The 22,081-nt window shown below is 71.5% G+C and carries 19 protein-coding genes; 9 read left to right on the top strand and 10 right to left on the bottom strand.

What is annotated here, in order from left to right; translation table 11 throughout:
• Positions 1-80 precede the first annotated feature (80 nt).
• Positions 81-662, bottom strand: coding sequence for a TetR/AcrR family transcriptional regulator (locus tag BUE43_RS13645; protein ID WP_073483033.1), 582 nt, complete (start codon positions 660-662; stop codon positions 81-83).
• A gap of 286 nt (positions 663-948) precedes the next feature.
• On the opposite strand from BUE43_RS13645, the gene BUE43_RS13640 reads away from it, so the two are divergent.
• The 4 genes from BUE43_RS13640 to BUE43_RS13630 all read left to right on the top strand — a co-directional run bounded on the left by BUE43_RS13640 (position 949) and on the right by BUE43_RS13630 (position 4,979).
• Complete coding sequence (locus tag BUE43_RS13640; protein ID WP_073483030.1) at positions 949-1,719, top strand: ABC transporter ATP-binding protein; 771 nt, start codon at positions 949-951, stop codon at positions 1,717-1,719.
• A complete protein-coding gene (locus BUE43_RS13635) occupies positions 1,704-3,503 on the top strand; it encodes a hypothetical protein (RefSeq protein WP_073483028.1) in 1,800 nt (599 codons plus the stop codon). Before BUE43_RS13640 ends, BUE43_RS13635 begins: the two co-directional genes overlap by 16 nt.
• A 120-nt stretch (positions 3,504-3,623) precedes the next feature.
• A complete protein-coding gene (locus BUE43_RS34175) occupies positions 3,624-3,773 on the top strand; it encodes a hypothetical protein (RefSeq protein WP_159447731.1) in 150 nt (49 codons plus the stop codon).
• Positions 3,774-4,487: 714 nt separating this feature from the next.
• Positions 4,488-4,979, top strand: a complete 492-nt coding sequence (locus BUE43_RS13630) for a GNAT family N-acetyltransferase (protein WP_073483813.1) — start codon at positions 4,488-4,490, stop codon at positions 4,977-4,979.
• A 110-nt stretch (positions 4,980-5,089) separates the two neighbouring features.
• Here the strand turns inward: BUE43_RS13630 and BUE43_RS13625 are convergent, their stop codons facing one another.
• The 5 genes from BUE43_RS13625 to BUE43_RS13605 all read right to left on the bottom strand — a co-directional run bounded on the left by BUE43_RS13625 (position 5,090) and on the right by BUE43_RS13605 (position 10,907).
• A complete protein-coding gene (locus BUE43_RS13625) occupies positions 5,090-6,247 on the bottom strand; it encodes a serine hydrolase domain-containing protein (protein ID WP_073483026.1) in 1,158 nt (385 codons plus the stop codon).
• A 166-nt stretch (positions 6,248-6,413) separates the two neighbouring features.
• Entirely contained in the window at positions 6,414-7,040 is a 627-nt protein-coding gene (locus tag BUE43_RS13620) for a TetR/AcrR family transcriptional regulator (protein ID WP_073483024.1), read from the bottom strand.
• Positions 7,041-7,044: 4 nt separating this feature from the next.
• A complete protein-coding gene (locus tag BUE43_RS13615) occupies positions 7,045-8,391 on the bottom strand; it encodes a hypothetical protein (protein ID WP_200797501.1) in 1,347 nt (448 codons plus the stop codon).
• Between the two features lie 212 nt (positions 8,392-8,603).
• Positions 8,604-9,746, bottom strand: a complete 1,143-nt coding sequence (locus tag BUE43_RS13610; RefSeq protein WP_073483020.1) for an FAD-dependent oxidoreductase — start codon at positions 9,744-9,746, stop codon at positions 8,604-8,606.
• Positions 9,747-9,965: 219 nt separating this feature from the next.
• On the bottom strand, positions 9,966-10,907 hold the full coding sequence (locus BUE43_RS13605; protein WP_073483018.1) for an RNA polymerase sigma-70 factor: 942 nt from the start codon (positions 10,905-10,907) through the stop codon (positions 9,966-9,968).
• A gap of 262 nt (positions 10,908-11,169) precedes the next feature.
• On the opposite strand from BUE43_RS13605, the gene BUE43_RS13600 reads away from it, so the two are divergent.
• Positions 11,170-11,655: a carboxymuconolactone decarboxylase family protein gene (locus BUE43_RS13600; RefSeq protein WP_073483811.1), complete on the top strand. Its 486-nt coding sequence runs from the start codon at positions 11,170-11,172 to the stop codon at positions 11,653-11,655.
• A 147-nt stretch (positions 11,656-11,802) separates the two neighbouring features.
• Here BUE43_RS13600 and BUE43_RS13595 read toward each other — a convergent pair whose 3' ends face one another.
• Entirely contained in the window at positions 11,803-12,495 is a 693-nt protein-coding gene (locus tag BUE43_RS13595) for a VOC family protein (RefSeq protein ID WP_073483016.1), read from the bottom strand.
• 238 nt (positions 12,496-12,733) lie between these two features.
• Here BUE43_RS13595 and BUE43_RS13590 point away from each other — a divergent pair, with 238 nt between their 5' ends.
• A complete protein-coding gene (locus BUE43_RS13590; RefSeq protein ID WP_143174152.1) occupies positions 12,734-13,063 on the top strand; it encodes a hypothetical protein in 330 nt (109 codons plus the stop codon).
• 27 nt (positions 13,064-13,090) lie between these two features.
• On the opposite strand, the gene BUE43_RS13585 is transcribed toward BUE43_RS13590, so the two are convergent.
• The gene (locus BUE43_RS13585) at positions 13,091-14,074 is read right to left on the bottom strand and encodes a helix-turn-helix domain-containing protein (protein ID WP_073483012.1); all 984 of its coding nucleotides are present in this window, start codon (positions 14,072-14,074) and stop codon (positions 13,091-13,093) included.
• Positions 14,075-14,184: 110 nt separating this feature from the next.
• Between BUE43_RS13585 and BUE43_RS13580 the strand changes: the two genes are divergently transcribed.
• The 3 genes from BUE43_RS13580 to BUE43_RS13570 all read left to right on the top strand — a co-directional run bounded on the left by BUE43_RS13580 (position 14,185) and on the right by BUE43_RS13570 (position 18,317).
• Positions 14,185-15,246, top strand: coding sequence for a saccharopine dehydrogenase family protein (locus BUE43_RS13580; protein WP_073483009.1), 1,062 nt, complete (start codon positions 14,185-14,187; stop codon positions 15,244-15,246).
• A 792-nt stretch (positions 15,247-16,038) separates the two neighbouring features.
• Entirely contained in the window at positions 16,039-16,584 is a 546-nt protein-coding gene (locus BUE43_RS13575; RefSeq protein ID WP_143174151.1) for a hypothetical protein, read from the top strand.
• On the top strand, positions 16,584-18,317 hold the full coding sequence (locus BUE43_RS13570) for an alpha/beta hydrolase (protein ID WP_073483005.1): 1,734 nt from the start codon (positions 16,584-16,586) through the stop codon (positions 18,315-18,317). Before BUE43_RS13575 ends, BUE43_RS13570 begins: the two co-directional genes overlap by 1 nt.
• A 268-nt stretch (positions 18,318-18,585) precedes the next feature.
• On the opposite strand, the gene BUE43_RS13565 is transcribed toward BUE43_RS13570, so the two are convergent.
• Positions 18,586-20,298, bottom strand: a complete 1,713-nt coding sequence (locus BUE43_RS13565) for an ABC transporter ATP-binding protein (RefSeq protein ID WP_073483003.1) — start codon at positions 20,296-20,298, stop codon at positions 18,586-18,588.
• Positions 20,295-22,058: an ABC transporter ATP-binding protein gene (locus BUE43_RS13560; RefSeq protein ID WP_234995711.1), complete on the bottom strand. Its 1,764-nt coding sequence runs from the start codon at positions 22,056-22,058 to the stop codon at positions 20,295-20,297. Before BUE43_RS13560 ends, BUE43_RS13565 begins: the two co-directional genes overlap by 4 nt.
• Positions 22,059-22,081: the final 23 nt, after the last annotated feature.

The raw sequence follows: 22,081 nt of genomic DNA, 5'->3' as shown, positions 1-22,081 counted from the left end.
CGGTGGTGCGTCGCGAAGGAAGTCAGACAGCTCTTCTCGGCCCGCTGTCGCCCGAATTGTCGGGTCTCACCCGTTGTGCCTCATGCCTTCGGTCCCATGCCGGCGAACAGGGCTTCGAGCACGCGGTCGATGTAGTTGTGCGTCAACGGCTCCTCGCTGATCAGCAGCCGGAAGTACAGCGGGCCCACCAGGAGCTCCGACGCCAGGTCCAGGTCGAACCCGGGTGAGAGCTGCCCCTGGTCCCGGGCGGCCCTGAGCCGGGCCGTGGTCTTCTCCGCCTGCGCCCTGACGAAGCGTTCGTTGAGCGCGGCGGCGACCTCGGGACTGTGCTGCGCCTCCCCGAGCACGGCCCGGTACAGCGGGCCCCACGGTGGCCGGCCCACCAGATCGACGACCGCGACCATCTGCTCGCGCAGGTCGGCCACGATGTCGCCGGTGTCGCGGTAGTCCAGTCGCGGCTCGTTCACGGTGAGGATCGAGTCGAGGAACAGGACGCCCTTCGACGGCCAGCGGCGGTAGACCGTGTGCTTGCCGACCCCGGCGCGGGCCGCGACCGCCTCGATGCTGAGCCGGGCGTAGCCGACCTCCCCGGCCAGTTCGAGCGCGGCCCGCATGATCGCCTCGGTGCGGTCGGCGGGTCGGGTGACGCGGCGGACGGCCATGCCGGCGACTCTAGTGGGACGGCACGTGCCGTTCGCCAGGGCTGTTGAACGGGGCCCTTGGACGGGTGCCGTTCGCCACGTGCCGTTTGACAAGGGCATTCGGGCCGCACAGACTGCGCACGGTCGATCAAGCGGCACGGCACGTGCCGTTCTCAGGCGACGGGGCCGGCGCGGGACAGCGCCCAACCCCGACCGCGCCCAGCCACAGGAGAACTCCGCAGGACATGAGACGTCATCGGGACCACCACCGACGCCCGCCCGTTCCGCCGTCCCGGGCGGGACAGCGTTGAGCGCGGCGACGACCGAGCCCGCGCTCCAGCTCACCGGCCTGGTCAAGGAGTTCGACGACCGGCTCGTGGTGGACCACGTCGACCTGACGGTGCCCCAGGGCGCGTTCCTGGGGCTGGTCGGGCAGAACGGCGCGGGCAAGACCACCACCCTGTCGATGGCGGTCGGCCTGTTGCGGCCGGACGGCGGCCGGGCCCGGATCCTCGGCGTCGACGTGTGGGGCGAGCCCGAGCGGGCCGGGGAGCTGGTGGGAGTGCTGCCCGACGGCCTGGCCCTGCCGGAGCGGTTGACCGGCCGGGAGGTGCTGACCTACCTGGGGTTGGTCCGCGGGCTGCCGCCCGCCGTGGTGGCCGAGCGCGCCGAGGAGCTGCTCGCCGTGTTGGAGCTGGAGCGGGCGGGCCGCACGCTGGTGATCGACTACTCCACCGGCATGCGCAAGAAGATCGGCCTGGCCATGGCGTTGCTGCACGCGCCCCGCCTGCTGGTGCTGGACGAGCCGCTGGAGGCCGTCGACCCGGTGTCGGCCGCGACGATCAAGTCGATCCTGCGCGGGTTCGTGGCCGGCGGCGGGTCGGTCGTGCTGTCCAGCCACGTGATGGCGCTCGTGGAGCAGCTCTGCGGGCACGTCGCGGTGATCGACCGGGGCCGGGTGGTGGCGGCGGGGACGCTGGCGGAGGTCACCGCGGGGCGCGCGCTGGAGGACCGGTTCGTGGAGCTGGTCGGCGCGCGCGAGGACCGGGACCGGGGGCTGACGTGGCTGTCGCGCTGACCATGGTGCGGATGAAGGTCGCCATCATCCGCCACTCGATGACCGGGGCCAGGGCGGGGCTGGTTACCACGGGCGGGCTGCTCGGCGTGGCGCTGGCGGTGGGCACCTCCGCGCTGGCGTTCGTCGACGCGGACCTGCTCGCCACCGCCTACGCGGTGTGGCTGCTCGGGTGGGTCCTCGGCCCCCTCCTCGCCGGCGGCGGCGACCAGACGATCCGGCCGGAGTTCTTCGCGCTGCTGGGGTTGCGGCCGCGCCGACTGGCCGGGGGCCTGCTGGCGGCCGCGTTCGTCGGCGTCGCGCCCGCGGTCAGTCTGCTCGCCTCCGCCGGGCTGGTCATCACCGGGATGCGGCGGAGCGCGGCGGCCGGGCTGGTGGCGCTGCCCGCGCTCCTGCTCCACCTGGCGGTGCTGGTGCTGCTGTCGAAGGTCGCCGTCGCGGCGTTCGGCCTCGCCCTGCGATCACGGGCGAACGCGGTGCTTGTGGGCCTGCTCAACGGCGCGGTGCTCGCACTGCTCAGCCAGGGTTGGGTGTTCGCCGTCGCGTTTGGACAGTCGGGCGGCCTGCCGCCGGCGACGGGCGCGATCGTGCGGGCGCTGCCGTCGGGGTGGGGTGTGCTCGCCGTGGAGTCGGCCGCGTCCGGGCACTGGGGACGGGCCGCGGCCCTGATCGCCGCGCTGCTGCTGTTCTGCGGACTGCTGCTCGTGGTCTGGGCCGCGTTGATGGCCCGTCGGTCGGGATCGCCCCGGCCCGGCATGGCCGGACACCGGGTGCTCAACGCCACCTCCGCCCGGAACGCCGTGCTGGGCAAGGAGATCCGCACCTACTTTCGGGACCTGGTCCGGATCCACCAGCTCGTCTTCGCCCTGTCCTTCGGAATCTGCTTCGCCGCGCTTCCGCTGCTCGTGGGCTGGGTCCAGATGTTGCCGTGGGCGGGGCCGGTCTTCGTCCTGATGGCCGCCGCGCTCTCGGCGAACCTGTACGGCAACGACGGCACCGCGCTGTGGATCACACTGCTCACACCGCGCGCGATCGACGTGCGCGGCCGTCAGCTGGCCTGGCTGGCGTTCACCGCACCCGTCGCACTGACACTGACGCTGCTGTTCACCGCACTTGTCGACGGTCCATGGGCGCTGGTGCTCGCGGTCACCTTCGCTCTGCTCGGCGGCGGCGCGGGACTGGCTCCCCTGGTGTCGGTGTACGCGCTCGTCCCCGGCATCGACCCGCGGCGACGCGGCGGAAACCCTTTGCGTGTCACCGAGGACGACGGTTCGGCGACCGGCGTCATGTACGCCCTGCTCGCACTCGCGCTGCTCTCCGCGCTGCCCGCCGGCGTCGTGGCCCTCCTGTACGGCTGGGCCGGCGTGCCCGTCGGCCTGACAACCGGAATCCTGTGCTGGTGGGGACTGGGCAGGATGGCCGCGCGCAGGCTGCGCAGCCACGGCCCCGAGCTCCTCCAGATGATGCGCTCCGGCCGCCGCGACACCAGCGCCACCCGGTGGACCCGGTACAACGACCTCTCCAAGGGCCGCCAAGCCCTGGTGAGCCTGTGCATGACGGCGTGCCCGATCGCGTTGGTGCCCCAGGGGATCCTGCCCGGCGTCTTCAAGGTCGTCGGCGTCGACGCCAAGGCCTGGTTCCTCGCCCTGCACGTCCCGAACTGGGCCCAGTGGCCCACCATCCTCTGCATGGTGCTGCTGGGCGTCGCGTTCGGCGCCGCCGCGGTGCGGCTCCTGCGCGAGAAGGGCGCTCACCACCCGCCAGAGGCGCACCTGGAGCGCGCCTGACGACCTCGACGGTCGGCCAGTCAGGCGCGCAACTCGCCCGGAAGCCCGGCGGTGGCGGAAGTCCCGACCGAGCTTGGGAAAGACCGCCACCGACCGAATGCGGGGTGTTACGTTCCTGCGGTGAGCGACAACGTGGAGTCCGTGGTGCGCCTTGATCCGCACGACGGCGACATCTCGGAGATAGTTGATCGCATCAAAGGCTTTCTCCTCACCTACGGGGTCGTCGAAGGAGACCCCGTGTGGAACGCTGACCACGAATGCTACGAGTGACCTTCTGTCCCACGAACACCCTCAGCCGTCTCCGCACGACGAGAGTTGGCGTGGGACAGCACTCCGGGAGACGAGGTTCAGATCTGCACGAGGCGCATGGTGTACGACCCCGAGGAGAACTACGAGCCCCCCACATGCGCCGAGTGCGGAACAGAGCTCGACTCCCGTGAGCACATTGATGCCGTGGAGCCGTGGCTCCACGGTGTGGAGCCAACATTCACGTGTGGACAGTGCGGGTGGTCGGCACTGGCGGGAGACTGGCCGATGACATGGGGACTGGCCGTGGGCGACATAGCGGTGTCCCTCGCCAACTGGACCCCCATGTCGGAGACCTTCATCAAGGAAGTCTCCAGACTCCGGGGTGGGCGCTGTGGAGTTGTCCGGGCTCGCTACTGACCCTCCTCGGAGGTAGGCCGCACGCCACTTCCACCTTCCCCAGCCCACCGCAGCCAGTGTCCACAGCGGACTTGTCCGATGTGGACGCACCCGTGGCGGCTGGCGACATCCCGTCGGGTTCTGGCTCTCGTGCTGGCCGGCAGGTCGAAGGCGTGCCGTCTACCCGCCTCCCGAGGACACCGGGCGACGGCGCACGCCGCAGGACGCGCGTCGAACGTTCGTCGGAGCTGAGAACCGCCCGTCTGCTCACGCCGGCTCCGCGGGCAGGGCAAGCGAAAGGCAGGTGCGCGACGGGGCGGCGTGAGTACGGTGGTCAGCATGGCATGGCTTCCGGACGACTTCGCGCATCCGACGGTGCTCCCGGTTCTCGACGGTTACCACCTGCGCCCGATTCGGGAGTCCGACACCGACATCGACTACCCCGCCGTCATGGGCTCGCGGGAGCGGCTGTGGCGGATCTACGGGGAGGCGTGGGGTTGGCCGCCCGCCACGATGACCGTCGACCAGGACCGGGCGGACCTCGCGCGGCACGAGCGGGAGATCGCGGCGCACGAGTCGTTCAACTACGCGCTGCTGGACCTCGACGAGACCGAGTTGGTCGGCTGCGTGTACATCGACCCGCCCCGCAAGTCCGGATCGGACGCGGAGATCAGTTGGTGGGTGGTGGACGACAAGGTCGGCACCCGCCTGGAGGAGGCGTTGGACTCCGCGGTGCCGACGTGGATCGCGCAGGTCTGGCCCTTCGAGAATCCCAGGTACGTGGGCAGGGACCTCAGCTGGCAGGAGTGGCTGGCGCTGCCCGACGCCTGACCCCGCCCCGGCTGTCGGCTCGCGGTCCGACAGCCGGGGTCACGGGCCCCGCGCTCGCGATCAGGAGCGAACAGGCGAGCAATCGTGCTTTCCAGCAACCACTTTTCCGGTCACCGGCTGCCGCACAGCGCGGAGTCGATGACATCCTCCTGTGCGGGCGAGGACGCCGAGGACTCCGTGTTCGTCACCACCGCGGCGTGCCGGGCGTCGTCGGTCACGGCCGTCATGGACGAGTAGCCGGTCGCGGAACCGCCGGGGTGCCCCCACGCCGCTCCCCCGCAGCTCAGCGGCTGCCGCATCAGGCCAAGTCCGTAGCCGTAGCCCTGGGAGTGACCGGGAACGGGCACCGTCCGCCGCATCTCGGCCAGGGCGGACGCGGACACCACCTCGCCGCCGAGCAGCGCCCGGAAGAAGGTCGTCAGATCCTTCAGCGTCGACACGATCCCGCCGGCCGAACTGCCGACGGACGCGATGTCGACGTTGGACCCGGGATAGGTGAAGGTGGTCTCGGTCCAGAAGAGGAACGGTCCCACGCGCCTGCCGGTGTACCCGGGCAGGTACGGCTCGCCGAGCGTCCTGTCCCCGGGGCGGGGAAGTGTGGTCTCGGTCAGTCCGAGCGGCCGGATGATCCGGCTGGTGACCGCGTCGACGACCGTTGTCCTGGTGATCCGTTCGATCAGCAGTCCGGCCAGGTGGTAGTTGGTGTTCGAGTAGCCCCAACTGGTTCCGGGCGCGAACTGCGGCGGATGACTCAGCTCGCGCCGAACCAGATCCCCCAGCGCGATGGTGCCGTCCGGGCTGGGGACCCTGCCGATCGCCGAGACCGGCGGGTTCGCGATTCCGCTGGTGTGCTGGAGGATCTGCCTCACAGTGATCTTGTTGCCGTCGTAGCCGTTGCCCCTGACCACCCCGGGCAGGTACCGCTCGATGGGCGCGTCCAACTCCACGCGCTTCTCGTCGACCAACTGCAACACCACCGCAGCGGTGAAAGTCTTGGTCTGACTGGCGATGCGGAAGTGGTCGGTGGTCCTGACAGGACGGTGGGGCCAGCCGGCCCTGGCGGTTCCGCTGTGCAGATGCCACACGCCGGTCCGGCCGCCCGCGTAGACGGCCGCGCCCGGGCCGGACTTCGCCCGGTAGCGGTCCAGCACCACCTGGGTGTCAGCGTGCCCCTTCTCCGTCTGGGCCTGCGCCGAAGCGGGCACCGCCAAGGCGACTGCCGCAGTGGCGGCCAACGCCACCGCCCATCGCCGTGAACCGTTGCGCACGTGCTCTCCTCCCCGTCGATCGCGGCCAGGCCCCTGCGAAAGTCCACCCCGGCCACAACCGGAAGCATGCCCGCTGACAGAGTCGAAGATCCCAGGAGGCCGTTTCCCACGAGGAGCACGGGAAATCAGAGGCCACAGGCGCTACGTCGACTGGCTCCCCCGATCGTCATGGCGTTGCCTTCCGGAGCTTGCCGCGCAGCGCGCGCCGGGCGACCGGCCCGAGGTCGTCGACCACCTCGACGAGAGCGACCAGTCGACTCAGGGCGTCGAGCGCGGCCTGCGCGCCAGCGGGTTCGACGCCCTCGAACAGTTCCAGGCCGATGAACCCGGCGCACACGGCGCGGGCCAGCCCGGCGGTGTCGACGACCGCGGCCAGGGGGGAGCCGGTCAGCAGGCGGTCCAGGGTCCGCTCGACGGGGTCGATCCACAGGTGCAGCGCGGCGGAGGTCGCCTTGGCCAGCCTGGCGTCGGACTGGGCGGCGGCCAGCATCTGGGCGAGCACGGTGACGTTGCCCAGGGAGCGTTCCTCGGCGTGCAGTCGGCGGCCCAGGTCCAGGAGTTGCCGGAGGTCGGAGACCTCGGCCAGCCGTTCGGCGAAGGGCGCGACCCTGGCCTCGGTGGCGGTCAGGCAGGCGACCTCAAGCAGTTCGTGCACGCTGCCGAAGTGGTAGAAGACCAGGGCCTGGTTGACCCCGGCCGTGGTGGCGATCGCCCGCGCGGACGTTCCGGTGATGCCGTGCCGCCGGATGGTCTCGATCGCGCCGTCGATCAGCCGCTGTCGGGTGTCGCCCATGGCTTCACGGTAGATGCGCCGACCGGCGGGTCCGGTCCGGGTGGGCGCACAGGTAGGGGCGGGCCAGGACCAGCGCGGTCAGGGTGAGGCCGATCCCGACGAAGACCGGCGCGAGATGGCCGAGGTCGGTGTACTGGATCGTGCCGTGCACGACCACGGCGGGAAGGAACCCGGCGGCCGCCGCCAGCGCGAGCGACCACCAGACCCAGGACTCGCCCCGACGCCATCCCCACGCGCTCAGCAGGATGATCGCCGTGGCCGCCGCCGTCAGCGCCCCGCCGAACCCGGCCCGGTCGTGCGCGATGAACGGCAGCAGCCGCGGACTGACGGCTCGCAACAGGTCCGGGTCCGTCTGGAGGAACTCCAGGTCGCTGGCCACGAACACGTCGGTGAGGCCGACCGCCGACACCGTCACACCGCCGACGAGCAGTCCGAGTCCGGTGAGGACCAACAGGAGCTGACCGACCAGCGCCCTGCGCCGCTCGCGCTCCGGCCCCTCCTCCCGCACTGTCCACTGTGGCCGGACAGGTCGACGTCGGGTGGCGGCGAGGAACATCGGGAAGAGCACCACCGTGACCGCGGTGTGCAGCGGCTCGACGAACCCGAACCCCACGAAGTACAGCAGGGTGGGGAACGCGATCCATCCGGAGGCGAGGTACGCGTCGCGGGCCCACGGCCATCCCCGGCGGACGCCCCCGACCGCGAGGCCGACGTAGAGCACGCCGATGGCAATCATGGTGCCCGCCATGGTGATCCGGTCGTGTTGCAGGAAATGCACCAAGTGGTGGTTGGCCGCGTGCAGCTGATCCACCTCCATGCCGAGGAACTCGCGGTCGTACCACAGCAACACCGGCCCGAGCGTGATCGCCGCGGCTCCCAGGCCGGCGCCGATCATGCCCAGGCCGACCAGCAGTCCCCACCACCACCCCGGCCACCGACGTGGATCACGACCGACGTCCCGTGCCGACGGCGCGGGACGGGTGGGGGTGGCCGCTTCCACCACCCGGGCGAACCATCCCGGACCCGCGTGCACCAGCACCGAGGGCGCGGCCAACACCACCTTGGCCGGCTCGTTCAGCATTCGAGCGGCCGCGGCCACCGACGGCGAGGTCAGGTAGACCACGTTCGGATCGGCTTCGGTCCTCACCGCGTCGACGTGCGGGGCGAGCGCGGAGGCCACGCCGGCCGCGTCGGGCCCCACCGCGCGCACCACGACCGGGACACGGCGGCCCTCGGCGGCCTCGCGCACCACCGGGACGTCGGCGAGGCTGACGGGAGCCACCTCGATCAGCCCGGCTCCCACCGGGGGCAACGCGCGCACCGCGTCCCGCGCCACGCTGGGCGACACCACTGCTCCGAGTCTACTGTGGACAGTGATGCCCGAGACCGTGCCGGCGAGGTGGGGTGGCGGGTGGCGGTGCCCGAACGCTCGGGCGATCAGCCGACCTCCGCCGGGCGCGGAACCGATTGCCGCCAGGGCGCGCAATGCGACCCGCCGCGATCGGCGGAGCCCCAGGAGCGCGGCCGCGATCCCGCGCAGCGGTTGGTAGGTCCAGTCGGGCACTAGAGCTCCCAGCCGAGGACGGGCGCCATGGAGCGCAGGGCCGCGGTGGCAGGTGTCAGCCTGGTGGCAAGATCGCGCAACCACACCACCGGCGGCCACGACCACTGGGCGAGGGCCCCGAGGCGAGCGGAGCGGCGGACGATCCCCTGGGTCCGCGGCCGGCGCGACCGGTCGTAGCGGCCCAGTGCGGCGGCCACATCAGGGGACGTGTCCAGACAGGCGGCGAGAGTGACCGCGTCTTCCAGAGCCTGGCACGCCCCCTGCCCGAGAACCGGGTCCATCGCGTGCGCGGCGTCCCCCAGCAGCACGACCCGGCCGCGCACGAAGGTCGACACCGGCGGGAGGTCGTACACGTCGTGCCGGAGCACGGATTCCTCCGACACCGCCGACAACAGCGCGGGGATCGGGTCGGGCCAGTCACCGAACCGGCGTCGCACCGCCGCGTGCTCACTGTCGACGGCAGCAGCCCCGGCAGGCAGAGCGGCGGTGGCGAAGCAGTAGAACCGCTGGCCTGGCAACCTGGTGAACCCGAAGCGTTCGCCACGTCCCCAGAACACGGCGCCGTCGGTCCTGACCTCGTCCAGTGGCTCGGTGATCATGCGCCACGCGGTGGAGCCGACGTAACGGGGTTCCTCCGCGTCCGGCCACCAGTGCCGCCGCACCGCGCTGCGCAGGCCGTCCGCGCCGACCACCAGGTCCGCGCGCAGTGTTCCGCCGGAGTGCTCGACCACCACCGCATCGCCGTTGTCCCGCCCGGCGCGCATCTCGCAGCCTGACCGCAGGCAGTCCGACGGCAACGCTTCCACCAACGCCCGCATCAGGTCCGCCCGGTGCACCACCGTCATCGGCCAGCCGTGACGACGGGCGATCTCGGTGTTGTCCATTCTCGACAGCCAGCGGCCCGCGCGATCACGCACACCGCCCGCCGCCTCCACCGCCCCGAGCGCGCTCACCCGCTCCGCGAGGCCGATCGCCGCGAGTGCGCGCATCGCGTTCGGCCACAGCGACAGACCCGCGCCGACCTCGGCGAACTCCGCCGCCCGTTCCAGCACCGTCACCCGCCAACCACGGCGGTGCAACGCGACCGCCGTGGCCAGCCCGCCGATTCCGCCGCCCACCACGATCACCGTGCGCCCGGCCACAACCACCCCTCCTTGAGCGACTGCTCAAGGCGCAGGGTACGCAGGGTTGAGCGACTGCTCAACCCTGGAAGGCGAGCAGGAACCCGCTCGCACCCTGGAGGAGCGGCACGTCGGACTGACTCGGATCGGCAGCGGGAAACCGGTCTCCCGAGGCCGTCGTCAGCGATGACGCTGGTGGAGGTTCCGGCCGCGTTGTTCGTTGTCGGGGTGGCCTCGGGCTCAGCGGTGCAGGGTCGTCTCCTGCTCCATGCGCGACAGCTTCTCGGGGTTGCGCACGGCGTAGAGCCCGCTGATGAGGCCGTTGTCGACGCGCACCGCCAGGACGGTGTCGATCTCGCCCGCCAGCCGGAGAACCAGCGCCGGGTGGCCGTTGACCTGGGTCGGCACCAGCGACATCGTGGCGGCGACCCTGCCCAGTCCGGCGACCAGCAGGCGGGACACCTTGTCAGCGCCCACGATGGGCCGCAGCACGGCCTGCACGACCCCGCCGCCGTCGCCCAGGAGCACGACATCCGGCGCGAGGATGTCGAACAGGCCCTGCAGATCGCCGGTCTCGATCGCCCGCTGGAACGCCTTGAGCGCGTTCCGGGCCTCGGTGGGAGAGGTGCCCGCGCGCGGTCGGCGCGCGGCGACGTGGGCCCGCGCGCGGTGGGCGATCTGGCGGACCGCGGCCGGGGCCTTGTCGACGGCCTCGGCGATCTCGTCGTAGCCCAGGTCGAACACCTCGCGCAGCACGAACACCGCCCGCTCGGTCGGTGTGAGTGTCTCCAGCACCAGCAACATGGCCATCGAGACGCTGTCGGCCAGCTCGACGTCCTCGGCCACGTCCGGCGCGGTCAGCAGCGGCTCCGGCAACCACGGGCCGACGTAGGACTCCTTGCGGCGGCCGAGGGTCCGCAGCCGGCCCAGGGCCTGGCGGGTGGCGATCCGGACCAGGTACGCGCGCTGGTTCCGCACCGTGTCGAGATCGACGCCCACCCACCGCAGCCAGGTCTCCTGGAGGACGTCCTCGGCGTCGACGGCCGAGCCGAGCATCTCGTAGGCGACGGTGAACAGCAGGTTGCGGTGGGCGAGGAACGCCTCGGTGGCGGGGTCCGGGCGGTCGTCCTGACCCGTGCTCGGGCCGTGGTCCTCGGCAGCGGTCCGCGTCGTGCCAGCCATGGTGGCTCCTCTCCACTCTCGACTGCGTCGCCCACCAGACACCGGTCCCCGCCGTTCTGTGACACCGGAACGGCAGCCGACCTCCCTGTCCCCCGCCGCCAACCTAGGTGATGCCAGGTCAACGTCGTGACCAGCGGTGCGTCGCACCGCGCCGACGCGTTCCAGACCGTGTGCCCCTCGTCACGTCGTCGTGCTGTCACACGGCTCGGCCGCCCGGCATCTGGTGTTCGTCCAGTGCGACACCGTGAGAGAGGACAACGTCATGGACGCCCGGATCAACCTGATGCAGAACGAGATCGGCGCGAAGTTCGCCAAGCGGTTCGTCAACGCCAGCCTGGTGCTCCACGAGTCGTCGCTGCCGAAGTCGACCCAGGAGCTGGTTTCGTTGCGCGCCAGCCAGATCAACGGCTGCGGCTTCTGCACCGACATGCACACCAAGGACGCCGCGGCCGCCGGCGAGACCTCGGTCCGGCTCAACCTGGTCGCCGCCTGGCGGGAGGCCACCGTGTTCACCGAGGCCGAGCGGGCCGCGTTGGCGCTGGTCGAGGAGGGCACCCGGATCGCCGACACGCACCAGGGCGTGTCCGACCAGACCTGGGCCCAGGTGCGCGAGCACTACGACGACAACCAGATCACCGCCCTGATCTGCCTGGTCGCCCTGATCAACGCGGCCAACCGGATGAACGTGATCGCGCGCACCCCGGCGGGTTCCTACGAGCCCGGCATGTTCGCCAGCGTGGCGAGCTGACCGGCGCGAGGCTCCGCCCCCGGCCTGGCCCGGGACCGAACGGTCCCGGGCCGGGCCCGCGCATGTCCGGGATGGTCCCCGGCCAGCCGCGCCAGCCGTGATCGCCGTCCCGCCGGCGGTGTCGCGCGACGAGTCGCGCCGCGGTCCTCAGTCGTCGCGGCCCTGCCAGGTCGAGACACAGGCCTCGTTGCCCTCGACGTCGGCGAGCACCCAGAACGCCGGAGCGGAGTCCGCGGACACGACCCGGCCGCCCGCGGCCACCGCCGCGGCGATGCGTTTCTCCGCTTCGTCGTGCGGAACGCTGACGTCGAGGTGGATCCGGTTGCGCTCGGGGCGGGGCCGGTCCATCTGCTGGAACCACACGGCGGGGCCCTGCCCGAGGGGATCGACGATCGGGTCCTCGGGCCCGGCAGCGCCCGGAGCGTCCACATAGTCCAGTACCGCTTTCCAGAACGGTCGGACACGCCCGATGTCCACAGCGTCGATCGCGATCTCCAGCAGGTGGACGGATCGCCCGGGGACGCCGCGCCCGACGGCGTCGGTCCGCAACCCGGCCTCGGCCACAGCGGTCGAGATCCGCCGGGCCAGATCGATCTCGCGCGGACCAAGCCCCGCGTCGCGCGCGCCGTGCACCCCCAGCACGACCCGGTCACCACGCAGATCGACGTGCAGGTGTTCGTCCGCGTCGGCTCCGGCCGCCTCGACCACCCGCGCCGACACCGCCACCGCCTCGACCAACGACCCGACCAGCACACTCGTCTGCAAGGTCTCCAGCACGAACCGCCACCCCAGGTCTCCCACCGCGTCCGAGACCTGCTGCCCGGTCAACTTCCGTCCCATGCCGGTATCTTCACATCCCCCACCGCCCACCGACGCCCCTCGGCACCAGGGATCTCCTTCTGGGCAGCCGTGCCCGTGTCGACGCGGTGGTGTCGGGCATGTCCCCCAACGGATTCCGCCCCTGGAGGCCAGATCGGCTACCCGGGTGAATCGGTACCGGGCCGGAGCCGGAACTGGTTCCCTGGCCATCAGGAGTCAGACGACGAGATGGGGGGCACCCATGTTCAGACTCGCCGCGGTGGCAGCACTGTCAGGGATCGCGCTGCTCACCGCGGTCCTGCCCGCGCAGGCACAACCGGCCGACACCGGGCCCGCCGCGCCACTGGCGTGCGAGATCGGCGGACCGCACACGGACTTCGCGGGAACCAACATCCGCATGCGGTCCACGCCCGGCGGCGGTCGAGTCCTGGGCCACGCCCACCAGGGCGACTGCGCCTACTGGTACTTCACGGATTCGGGGCCGTCTGTTCGTTGCCCGGACGGCAGCACCACCGTCGCGTGGCACAACGTGCTGAACAAGCGCACCAAGGTGCGTGGCTACGTCTCCGCGTGCTTCTTCCGCAAGTGACCCACGGCGGGCACTTCCCCGTACGGCTCAGTGGTTCTCCTGGTGCTGTCCACTGTGGTGGGAGCCGGCGCGGGGCCGGGAGCGGAAGGTGCGGCGGTAGGTGTCCGGAGGCACGCCGACCGTGCGGTGGAAGTGCCGGCGCAGCGTCGTGGCGGTGCCCATGCCGGTGGCCGCCGCGACGGCGTCGACGCTGATGTCGCTGTCCTCCAACAACTCCTGGGCGCGGCGGATTCGCTGCGCCAGCAACCACCGCAGCGGGCTGGTCCCGGTCACCGCCCTGAAGTGGCGGCCCAGGTTGCGCGAGCTCATTCCCGCCTGGCGGGCCAGGTCGGTCACGGTCAACGGTTGGTCCAGCCGCTCCAGCACCCAGGGGAACAGCGCGGTGAGCGGGTCGTTGGTCGGGGCGGGCACCGGGGTGGTGACGAACTGGGCCTGGCCGCCGTCCCGGTGCGGTGGCACGACCAGACGGCGGGCGACCGTGTTGGCGACCGACGAGCCGTGGTCGAGGCGGACCAGGTGCAGGCACAGGTCCATGGCGGCGGCCTTGCCAGCGGAGGTGAGCACGCTGCCGTTGTCCACGTAGAGGACGTCGGGGTCCACGTTCACCCGAGGGTGGCGGGTGGCCAGGGCGTGGGTGTGCGCCCAGTGCGTCGTCGCGCGTTTGCCGTCCAGAATGCCGGCGGCGGCCAGCACAAACGCGCCCGTGCAGAGGGAGGCCACGCGCGCGCCCGCCTCGTGGGCCGCGCGGACCGCGTCGACCAGTTCGGCGGGTGGGTCCTCGTCGACGTCGGCCCAGCCCGGGACGATCACGGTGTCGGCGCGGGACAGGTGGTCGAGGCCGTGGTCGGGCTCCAGCCGGAACCGGCCGGTCCGCACGGCGCCCGGCCCGCAGACGACGACGCGGTACCAGGGGTCGGCCACCCCGGTCAGGTCGGCCCCGAAGACCTCGTAGGCCATGGACAGCTCGAAGTGCAGCATCCCGTTGGTGACCGCCAGCGCCACAGTTCCCATGTCCGAAATTGTATGGATGATGGCGTTCCGGACACTCGCGGGGAGGTCCCGTCCTCGTCAGGCTGTGCACGACAGATCGCGGCAGACCGGTTCGAGCACGGGGAGAACTCATGGGATCAGGGCACACGGTGGCGGTGTACGGCGCGTACGGCCACACCGGGCGCTTCGTGGTGGCGCGGCTGCGGGAACGCGGGTTCGTCCCGGTTCTCTCCGGGCGCGACGCCGCCAGGCTGGCGGCGCTGGCGGCGTCCGAACCCGGACTCGACGCCCGCCCGGCGTCGGTGGACGACCCCGCCTCGCTGGACCGCGCGCTGGCCGGCGCGGCGGCCGTGGTCAACTGCGCCGGCCCCTTCGCGGCGACCGCCGCCCCGGTGATCGAGGCGGCACTGCGCGCCGGGATCCCGTACCTGGACGTGGCGGCCGAGATCGAGGCCATCCTCGACACCTTCGTCCACTTCAGCGACCGCGCCCGCACCGCGGGAGCGCTGGTCGTCCCCGCGATGGCCTTCTACGGCGGCCTCGGCGACCTGCTGGTCACCACCGCCATGGGCGACTGGACAGCGGCCGACGAGGCGCACATCGCCTACGGGCTGAGCGGTTGGCACCCCACCGCAGGGACGCGTGCCGCGGGCGCGGTCTCCCGGCAACGGCGCGGCGGCCGACGCGTCCGGTACGCGGACGGGCGACTGGAGTACCGCCACGACGACCCGCCGACGCTGCGGTGGCCCTTCCCCGCCCCGATGGGCCCCCGAACCGTCATCGGGGAGTTCACGATGGCCGACGTCGTCACGGTCCCCAGCCACCTGCGCATCGCCGACGTGCGCACCTACATGACGGTCGAGGCGGCCAGGGAGGTGTCGGCTCCGGACACCCCGACCCCGGCCGCGGCCGACGAGCGCGGCCGGTCCGCGCAGACCTTCCTCGTCGATGTCGTCGTGCGCTCCGGCGGCCGTGAACGACGCGCCGTGGCCAGGGGCCGGGACATCTACGCCGTCACCGCGCCGCTCGTCGTGGAGGCCGTCGACCGCGTCCTCACCGGGCGGACCAGGACGGTCGGTGTCGCCCCCGCCGGCGAGATCTTCGACGCGCCTGACTTCCTCCGCGCCCTGTCCTCGCACATCGCCCTGGAGCTGCCGGCCCCTGCCGCCGCGAACCCCGCCGGTGGCGAGTGACCGCGCCCAACCTCGCCGCCCGGTCGGTCAATCGGTTCTCACCGAGCGCGGCATGCGCTGTCCGGCGGTTCTCGTGGGCCGTCAAAGGAATCAGGGCCGTGTACCACGAGGCCGAGTTCTTCCTTATTCGAAGGACGTTCCGGGCTATCACCAGGAAGGGAAGCCGCCGTGGACAGAGTTGCGTAGCGATACCACGGTCGGCAGTCGCGAGCCAGCCTGCCAGCCACCGAATCGGTCCTCGTTTCTGACAGTTTTGAAAACACTCTCGATCGCCCAACGGGCCGCGGCGAAACAAACCAACGCGTCGGTTCGGTTCGGCATCGGTCGGGCACCGCTCGAACGGCGGGCCAGCGGTCCCGGCGCTGGTGCGCCAAAGGCCGGATCTCGGCGATGTCCGCACCCGTAGCGCGGGACTACCAGCACCGTCGCCGCAGCTCAGGAGCTTTCACGCTCCCTGGAGGCGGGGCGGGGGCCGCGGGCCGGTCGCGCTGGCGATCGCCGGCCCGGTCCGGCGGAGGACGAAGCCGCAGCGCGGCCTCCGACCCCGGGGCGGGGCGCGGATCGGGCGGACCTCCGCCTCGAAATTTTCGATCCGACCGGCCGTCCCGCGCAGCGGCCGGGCCGTCCTCACCGGCTTCATTCCCTTCCCGGAAAAGCCGACCCCGTCGGCGAATCAGCACACCGCGTTCCGGACTCCAAAGGCCGCCACGACCGCCGTCCAGACAGTGAGTGATCTTCATCACAGGATGTCAACCGGTTCGCGACGCAACGATCGCTCCTATGCTCCGGGACGTGTCCACACGCTTACCTTTTCGCGGCTGGGTTTATCGCGCCGCGCTCACGATGCTCGTGCTTACCGGGGCGTTCGTCGTCGCCACGTTCTCCAGTTCGCAGTCGTCGGCCGAGCCCGAGGACCGCACGCCCCGGGCGCCGCTCGCCCCGGTGGTCGACCGCCCCGTCGAGTCGCCGACTCCGCTGCCGAACGCGGTGGCCGCCCAGGTGCACTCCGCCCCGGCCGGGCGGACGATCGCCCACGGACCGAACATGACCGTCGACGAGTTCACGCTCAACGAGCCGGCGACGCTCAAGGGCGGCAACGCGCCGGTGCGCGCCGTGGCCCGACTGACCATCACCGGTGACTTCCCGACCCGCTCCCTCGACCCGACCGTGCTCGTGGACGACAAGCCGGTCGGCCGGGGCATCGCCGCGGTCGACGAGCGCTCGATCAGCGTCGCGCTGACGGACTTCCCGTCCGTGCGCAGCGGGTCGGTCGTCAAGTACCGGTACGGCTCGGGTCCCGCGACCACGGTCGGCCAGCTCACCCTGGGAGGCAAGTGATGCGGACCAGAACCAGGCTGTTGCTCGCCGCGGTGGCCGCGGCCGTCATCGCCCCGCTCGTCCCGTTCGCCGCGAGCGCGGCGACGCCCGAGGTGCCGGACCCGCTCGCCCCGGGCGAGCACCCGGTCGCCGTGGCGGACTACACGCTCGGCGACGAGGCGTTCAAGCCTACCAACTTCCCGTGGCCGGTGGAGATCACCGGGCAGATCCACTACCCCACTGACAGCAAGAACGGGCCGTACCCGCTGGTGGTGTTGCTGCACGGACGGCACTCTCCCTGCTACGTCGGCAAGGAGACGCGCCTGAAGTGGCCCTGCACCGGGGACGAGAAGCCGATCCCCAGCTACCTCGGGTACACCGAGCTCGCGAAGTCCCTGGCCAGCCACGGGTACGCGGTGCTCTCGATCAGCGCCAACGGCATCAACGCCAAGGACAACCAGGACGCCGAGTTCGGCCAGCCGGCCCGGGGTGAGCTGACGCTCAAGCACCTGGACCTGTGGCGGTCCTGGCGCAACCACGCTAAGGGCCCCATCCCGACGCAGGCGCTGCGTTCGCTCGACCTGAACAACATCGGGCTGATGGGGCACTCGCGGGGTGGCGAGGGCATGGTCAACGCGGTTGAGCAGAACGCGATGCGCGAGGAGTCCCAGCGGCACGGGATCGCCGCGTTGCTGCCGCTGGCCGCCACGGACTTCTCGCGCCGGGTCCCGACCGGGCTGCCGATGGCCGCCCTCCTGCCGGCCTGCGACGACGACATGTACGAGCTCCCCGGCGTGCACTACTACGACGACGGCCGCTACCGGGCGGCCAACGACCGCGGGGTCCGGCACACCGTGACCGTGCTCGGCGCGAACCACAACTACTTCAACAGCGTGTGGTCGCCGAGCGCCGGTCTGCCGGGGTCGGTCGACGACTGGAAGACCAGGCCGGGCTCGCCGTGCGACCCGGCGCAGTCCACCCGGCTGACCGAGCAGCAGCAGCGCAACGTCGGCACTGCCTACATGGGCACGTTCTTCCGCTACTACCTGGGCAACGAGACCCAGTTCGCGCCGCTGTGGAAGGGCCAGGCCGGCGTGCCCCGCTCGCTGGCCCCCGCCCAGGCGTACGTGTCGTACCACCCGTCGACCATCAGCGGGAAGCGCAAGGACATCAACCGGTTCGCGAGCGTCCGGACCGTCAACGAGCTCGGCGGCGACATCACGGTCGGCGGGCAGCTCAAGGCCACCCGTTGCGGCGGCTACCGGACGGACGCGAAGGGCTCGTGCCTGCACGTGCAGCAGACCAGTGACATCCGGGAACCGCACCGGGGCTGGGGTGTGCTCGGGGTGGACGCCCACCAGCTCACCTGGACCTCCCCCACCGACTCGCTGACCAACGCCATCCCGGCCGCGCACAGCGACGTGCGGTCCTTCAAGGCGGTCCAGCTGCGCGCCGCGGTGGACTTCACCAACGAGTTGAACCCGGTCGGCAAGGCCCAGGACATGCGGGTGGAACTGGTGGACGCGGCGGGCAAGTCCGCCTCCGCCAAGGTCAGCGCGTTCAGCCGCGGCCTGGACTACCCGCCGGTCGGCCCGGACGGCGACGTCGTCCCGCACCTGCTGTTCCACCAGGTCCACGTGCCACTGAACGCGTTCACCGGCGTGAACCTGGCCCAGGTCAGCAGCGTGCGACTGGCGTTCGACGCGACCCCGACCGGGTCGATCGTGGTGGCCGACCTGGCGTTCACCGCCTGAGCCGTCACCGCGAACCAGCCTGGCCGGGCTTTTCTCGGCCACCAGCGAGGTGATCCGAACGAGGCGGTCCGGAGCGCGACAGCTCCGGACCGCCTCGTTCGGTCCTGCCTCGCTTAGCGGGGCGAGGCGACAACGCTCCAATCAGGACAGTTCGGTAGCACAGAAGTTGCGAGATGCACTGTCCATAGTGGACTTATTTGTGAGGATCGTCTACGGACGCCGTGCACGACTGTCCTGCGACAGCCGATCGATCAGCGCTCGGGCTCGTTCACTGAACCACCGACGCCACGGACATGTTCCAGAAGTCGGCGTAGCGGCCACCACGGCGCAGCAGGTCGTCGTGAGTTCCCTCCTCCACGATCCGGCCGCCGTCCAGGAAGACGATGCGATCGGCGCGTTGGACGGTCCGCAGGCGGTGCGCCACCATCACCACCGTCCGGCCCGCCATCAGGCGTTCGATGCCCTCGTGGACCGCCGCCTCGTTGAGCGGGTCCAGCGCGGAGGTCACCTCGTCCAGCAGCACGATGGGCGCGTTCTTCAGCAGTGCTCGCGCGATCGAGACGCGCTGGCGCTCGCCACCGGACAGCAACGCGCCGCCCTCGCCGACGTTGGCCGACCACCCGCCGGGCAGTCGTTCGACCACCTCGTCCAACCGGGCCGCGGTCGCGGCCGCGCGCACCTCGGCGTCGTCGGCGTCGGGACGGCCGAGGCGCACGTTCTCCTCGATCGTGCCGTCGAACAGGTGGACCTCCTGGAAGACGATGGCGATCTGGGACATCAACACCTCGCTGTCGACCACGCGCACGTCCACGCCCCCGACCCGCACCGCGCCCGCGTCCACGTCGAAGAACCGGGCGAGCAACTGCAGCAGGGTGCTCTTGCCCGAACCCGACGGGCCGACAACGGCGAGCCGTTGTCCCTGCGGTACGGACAGCGACACGCCGTCGATCACCGTGCGGTCGCCGTGCCGGAAGGTGACCGAGTCGAACTCCACGTCGTGGCTTGTCGGCCGAACGGGATTCGGGGCCTCCGGCAGCGGTTCGGTGCGCAACACCGCGTCGAGCCGCACCAGCTCGGAACGCGCGCCGCGCAGCTTGCCGCCGATGTCCGACAGCGACAGCAGCGGGTCCGCGCAGCGGGCGGCCAGCACCAGGATCGCCAGAACCTCCGCCGCTCCGATGTGCCCGCCGAGTGCGAGCGAGGCACCCAGGACCAGCAGCACGGTGAACACCGCCTGCACCACGAACGTCAGGGCCACCACACCGGGCAGCGCTGACAGCACGGTGCGGCGGGACGCGCGCTGGAGTTCGGTCAGCGAGTCGTCGAGCAGCCGGAAGCGTTCGCCGGTCCGGCCACCGGCTCGCAGCACGGGCTGGGCCTGGAGATACTCGATGACCCGTCCGGTGGCCTCGTGATCGCGTTCGGCGCGCTCCGCGTCCTGGGCGGCCATCGCGCGTCCCGTCCAGACCTGGATCGCCACCACGACCGGCGCGGCGGCCAACGCGGCCAACCCCATCTGCCAGTTGAAGACGAGCATCACGACGGCGACCGTCAGCGGAGTCACGCAGGCGGAGATGAACGGGGCCAACAGGTGCGCGATCACGCTCATGCTCTGCAGCACGCCGTTGCTGGCCAGGACGGACACCTCGCCGACACGGGCGGCGCTGTACCAGCCGAGCGGCAGGCGGGCCAGGTGGTCGCCGAGCCGGTGGTACATGCCCCGCAGCAACGTGGTTCCGACCCGGAAACCGGACAGGTCGCTGCCATAGCGCAGCACCGCGTAGACCACGACCGCGGCGCCGAACGCGATCAGCCAGGGCCAGGCGTCCCCGGGGTTCCCGCCGAACAGCGCCCGCAGCACCGGAACCAGCAACGCGTAGGACAAGCCCTCGGCGACCGCGGTCGTCGTCATCAGGGCCACGGTGCGGCGCACCGGTTGCGCGTACTCGTGTCCGAGCACTCGCAGCAGCGTTCGAATCACCGAGGCTCACCTCCTTGCGGTCCGCCACTGTGGGTTCGCCAGAACGCGGCGAACTTCCCGTTCTGCGCCAACAGGTCCGCTGGTCGGCCGCGCTCGACGATCTGGCCGTCCTCCAGCACCACCACGGTGTCAGCGTCGGCGACCGTCTCCAGGCGGTGGGCGATGACCAGGACCGTCCGCTCGCCTCCCAACGTCGTCAGGGCCTGCCGCACCGCCTGTTCGGTCTGCGGGTCGGCGAAGGCGGTCGCCTCGTCGAGCACCAGGACGGGCGCGTCGGCGAGCAGCGCGCGGGCGATCGAGATCCGCTGTGCCTCGCCGCCGGACAGCGCGGCCTCGTCGCCGAGCACGGTGTCGTACCCGCGCGGCAGTTCGAGAATCCGGTCGTGGATGTTGGCCAGCCGTGCGGCGCGGACCACGTCGTCGAGATCGGCGTGCGGCACCGCCAGCGCGATGTTGTCCGCGACCGACGCGCGCAGCAGGCGAACGTCCTGGAAGACGAAGGAAACCGTCCGGTAGAGCTCCTGGCCGCCGATCTCGCGCAGGTCGACTCCGCCGAGGACGACCGAACCGCTCGTCGGGTCGAAGAACCGCGGCAGCAGCTGAACCAGCGTGGACTTCCCGCTTCCCGACCGCCCGACGATCGCGGTGACCGTCCCGGGCTCCAGCACCAGGTCGATCCCGCGCAGCACCTCGTGGTCGGCGTCGTAGCCGAACCGGACGTCGCGCAGTTCCACGCGGTGGCCGCGGGGCACGGCCGGGCGCGCGGGCTCCGGAAGCGCCTGCACCGCAAGCACGTCCCGAATCCGTCCGACCGCGCGGCGGGCGGTCTGCAGGTCGTCGAAGCCGTGGCCGAGGGCCGCGACGGGGGCGGTCAGGCCCAGGCCGAGCACCAGGAAGGGCAGCAGGTCGGCCGGCGCCATGCCACCGCTGGTGATCAGCGTCGCACCGCCGACCAGCATGACCAGCAGCACGAACGGCGGCGACAGCGCCACCTGCATCCCCGCGGCGACCCCGGACAGACCACGCACCATCCGGAAGAAGCTGCTGACGAAACCGTCCACGGCGGTGCGGAACCTGCGCTGGGCCCGGTCACGTCCCCCGAACGCCTTGACCACCGAGATGCCCTGCACGAACTCGACGACGGAACTCGCGATCCGGCCCATGGCCGCGTCGAACTCCTCCTGCTCGCGCAGCCGCGTCGGGGTCATCATCAGGGGAACCAGCGCCACCGCCAACAGCACCGGGATCAGGGTGATCAGCGTGAGCCGCCAGTCCACTGTGAACAGATAGACCAACGACACCAGCGGCACCACGAACGCGGCGACCAGCTCGCCGGGGGCGTGCGCGATGAACGGGTGCACGGCACGCACGTCATCACCCACCACCTTGGCCAGCTCTCCGGTCCGGCGTCGGGAGAACCACCCGATCGGCACGCGCCCCAACCGCTCGGCCAGCCGCCTGCGGAACGACAGTTGCACCCGGTCGTCCAGGAGGTGCCCGACGCCGGACGCGGCGGCCGTGAACAGCAGCCGGACGAACAAACCGACCGCACCCCCGATCACGACGAACCAGACGTGACCGCGATCGACCGGGCCGGGCGACAACAGCGCGCGCCCGAGCTCGACGACCGCCAGCAGCGGCGCCAGACCGGCGACAGCGCCGATCACCTGCAGGAGCACCACGGCCGCGAAACTCCGGAGATGGGGCCGCAGCAGCCCAGCCAGGCGTTGTCCCGCCTCGGGATCAGCCGCCGGCGGCATGGTTTTCCCTGTCGCTTCGGCAA

The sequence above is a fragment of the Streptoalloteichus hindustanus genome (genome assembly GCF_900129375.1).
GTDB lineage: Bacteria > Actinomycetota > Actinomycetes > Mycobacteriales > Pseudonocardiaceae > Streptoalloteichus > Streptoalloteichus hindustanus.
Note: the sequence above shows the minus strand (reverse complement) of the source record. Positions and strands in the feature narration are given on the sequence as shown.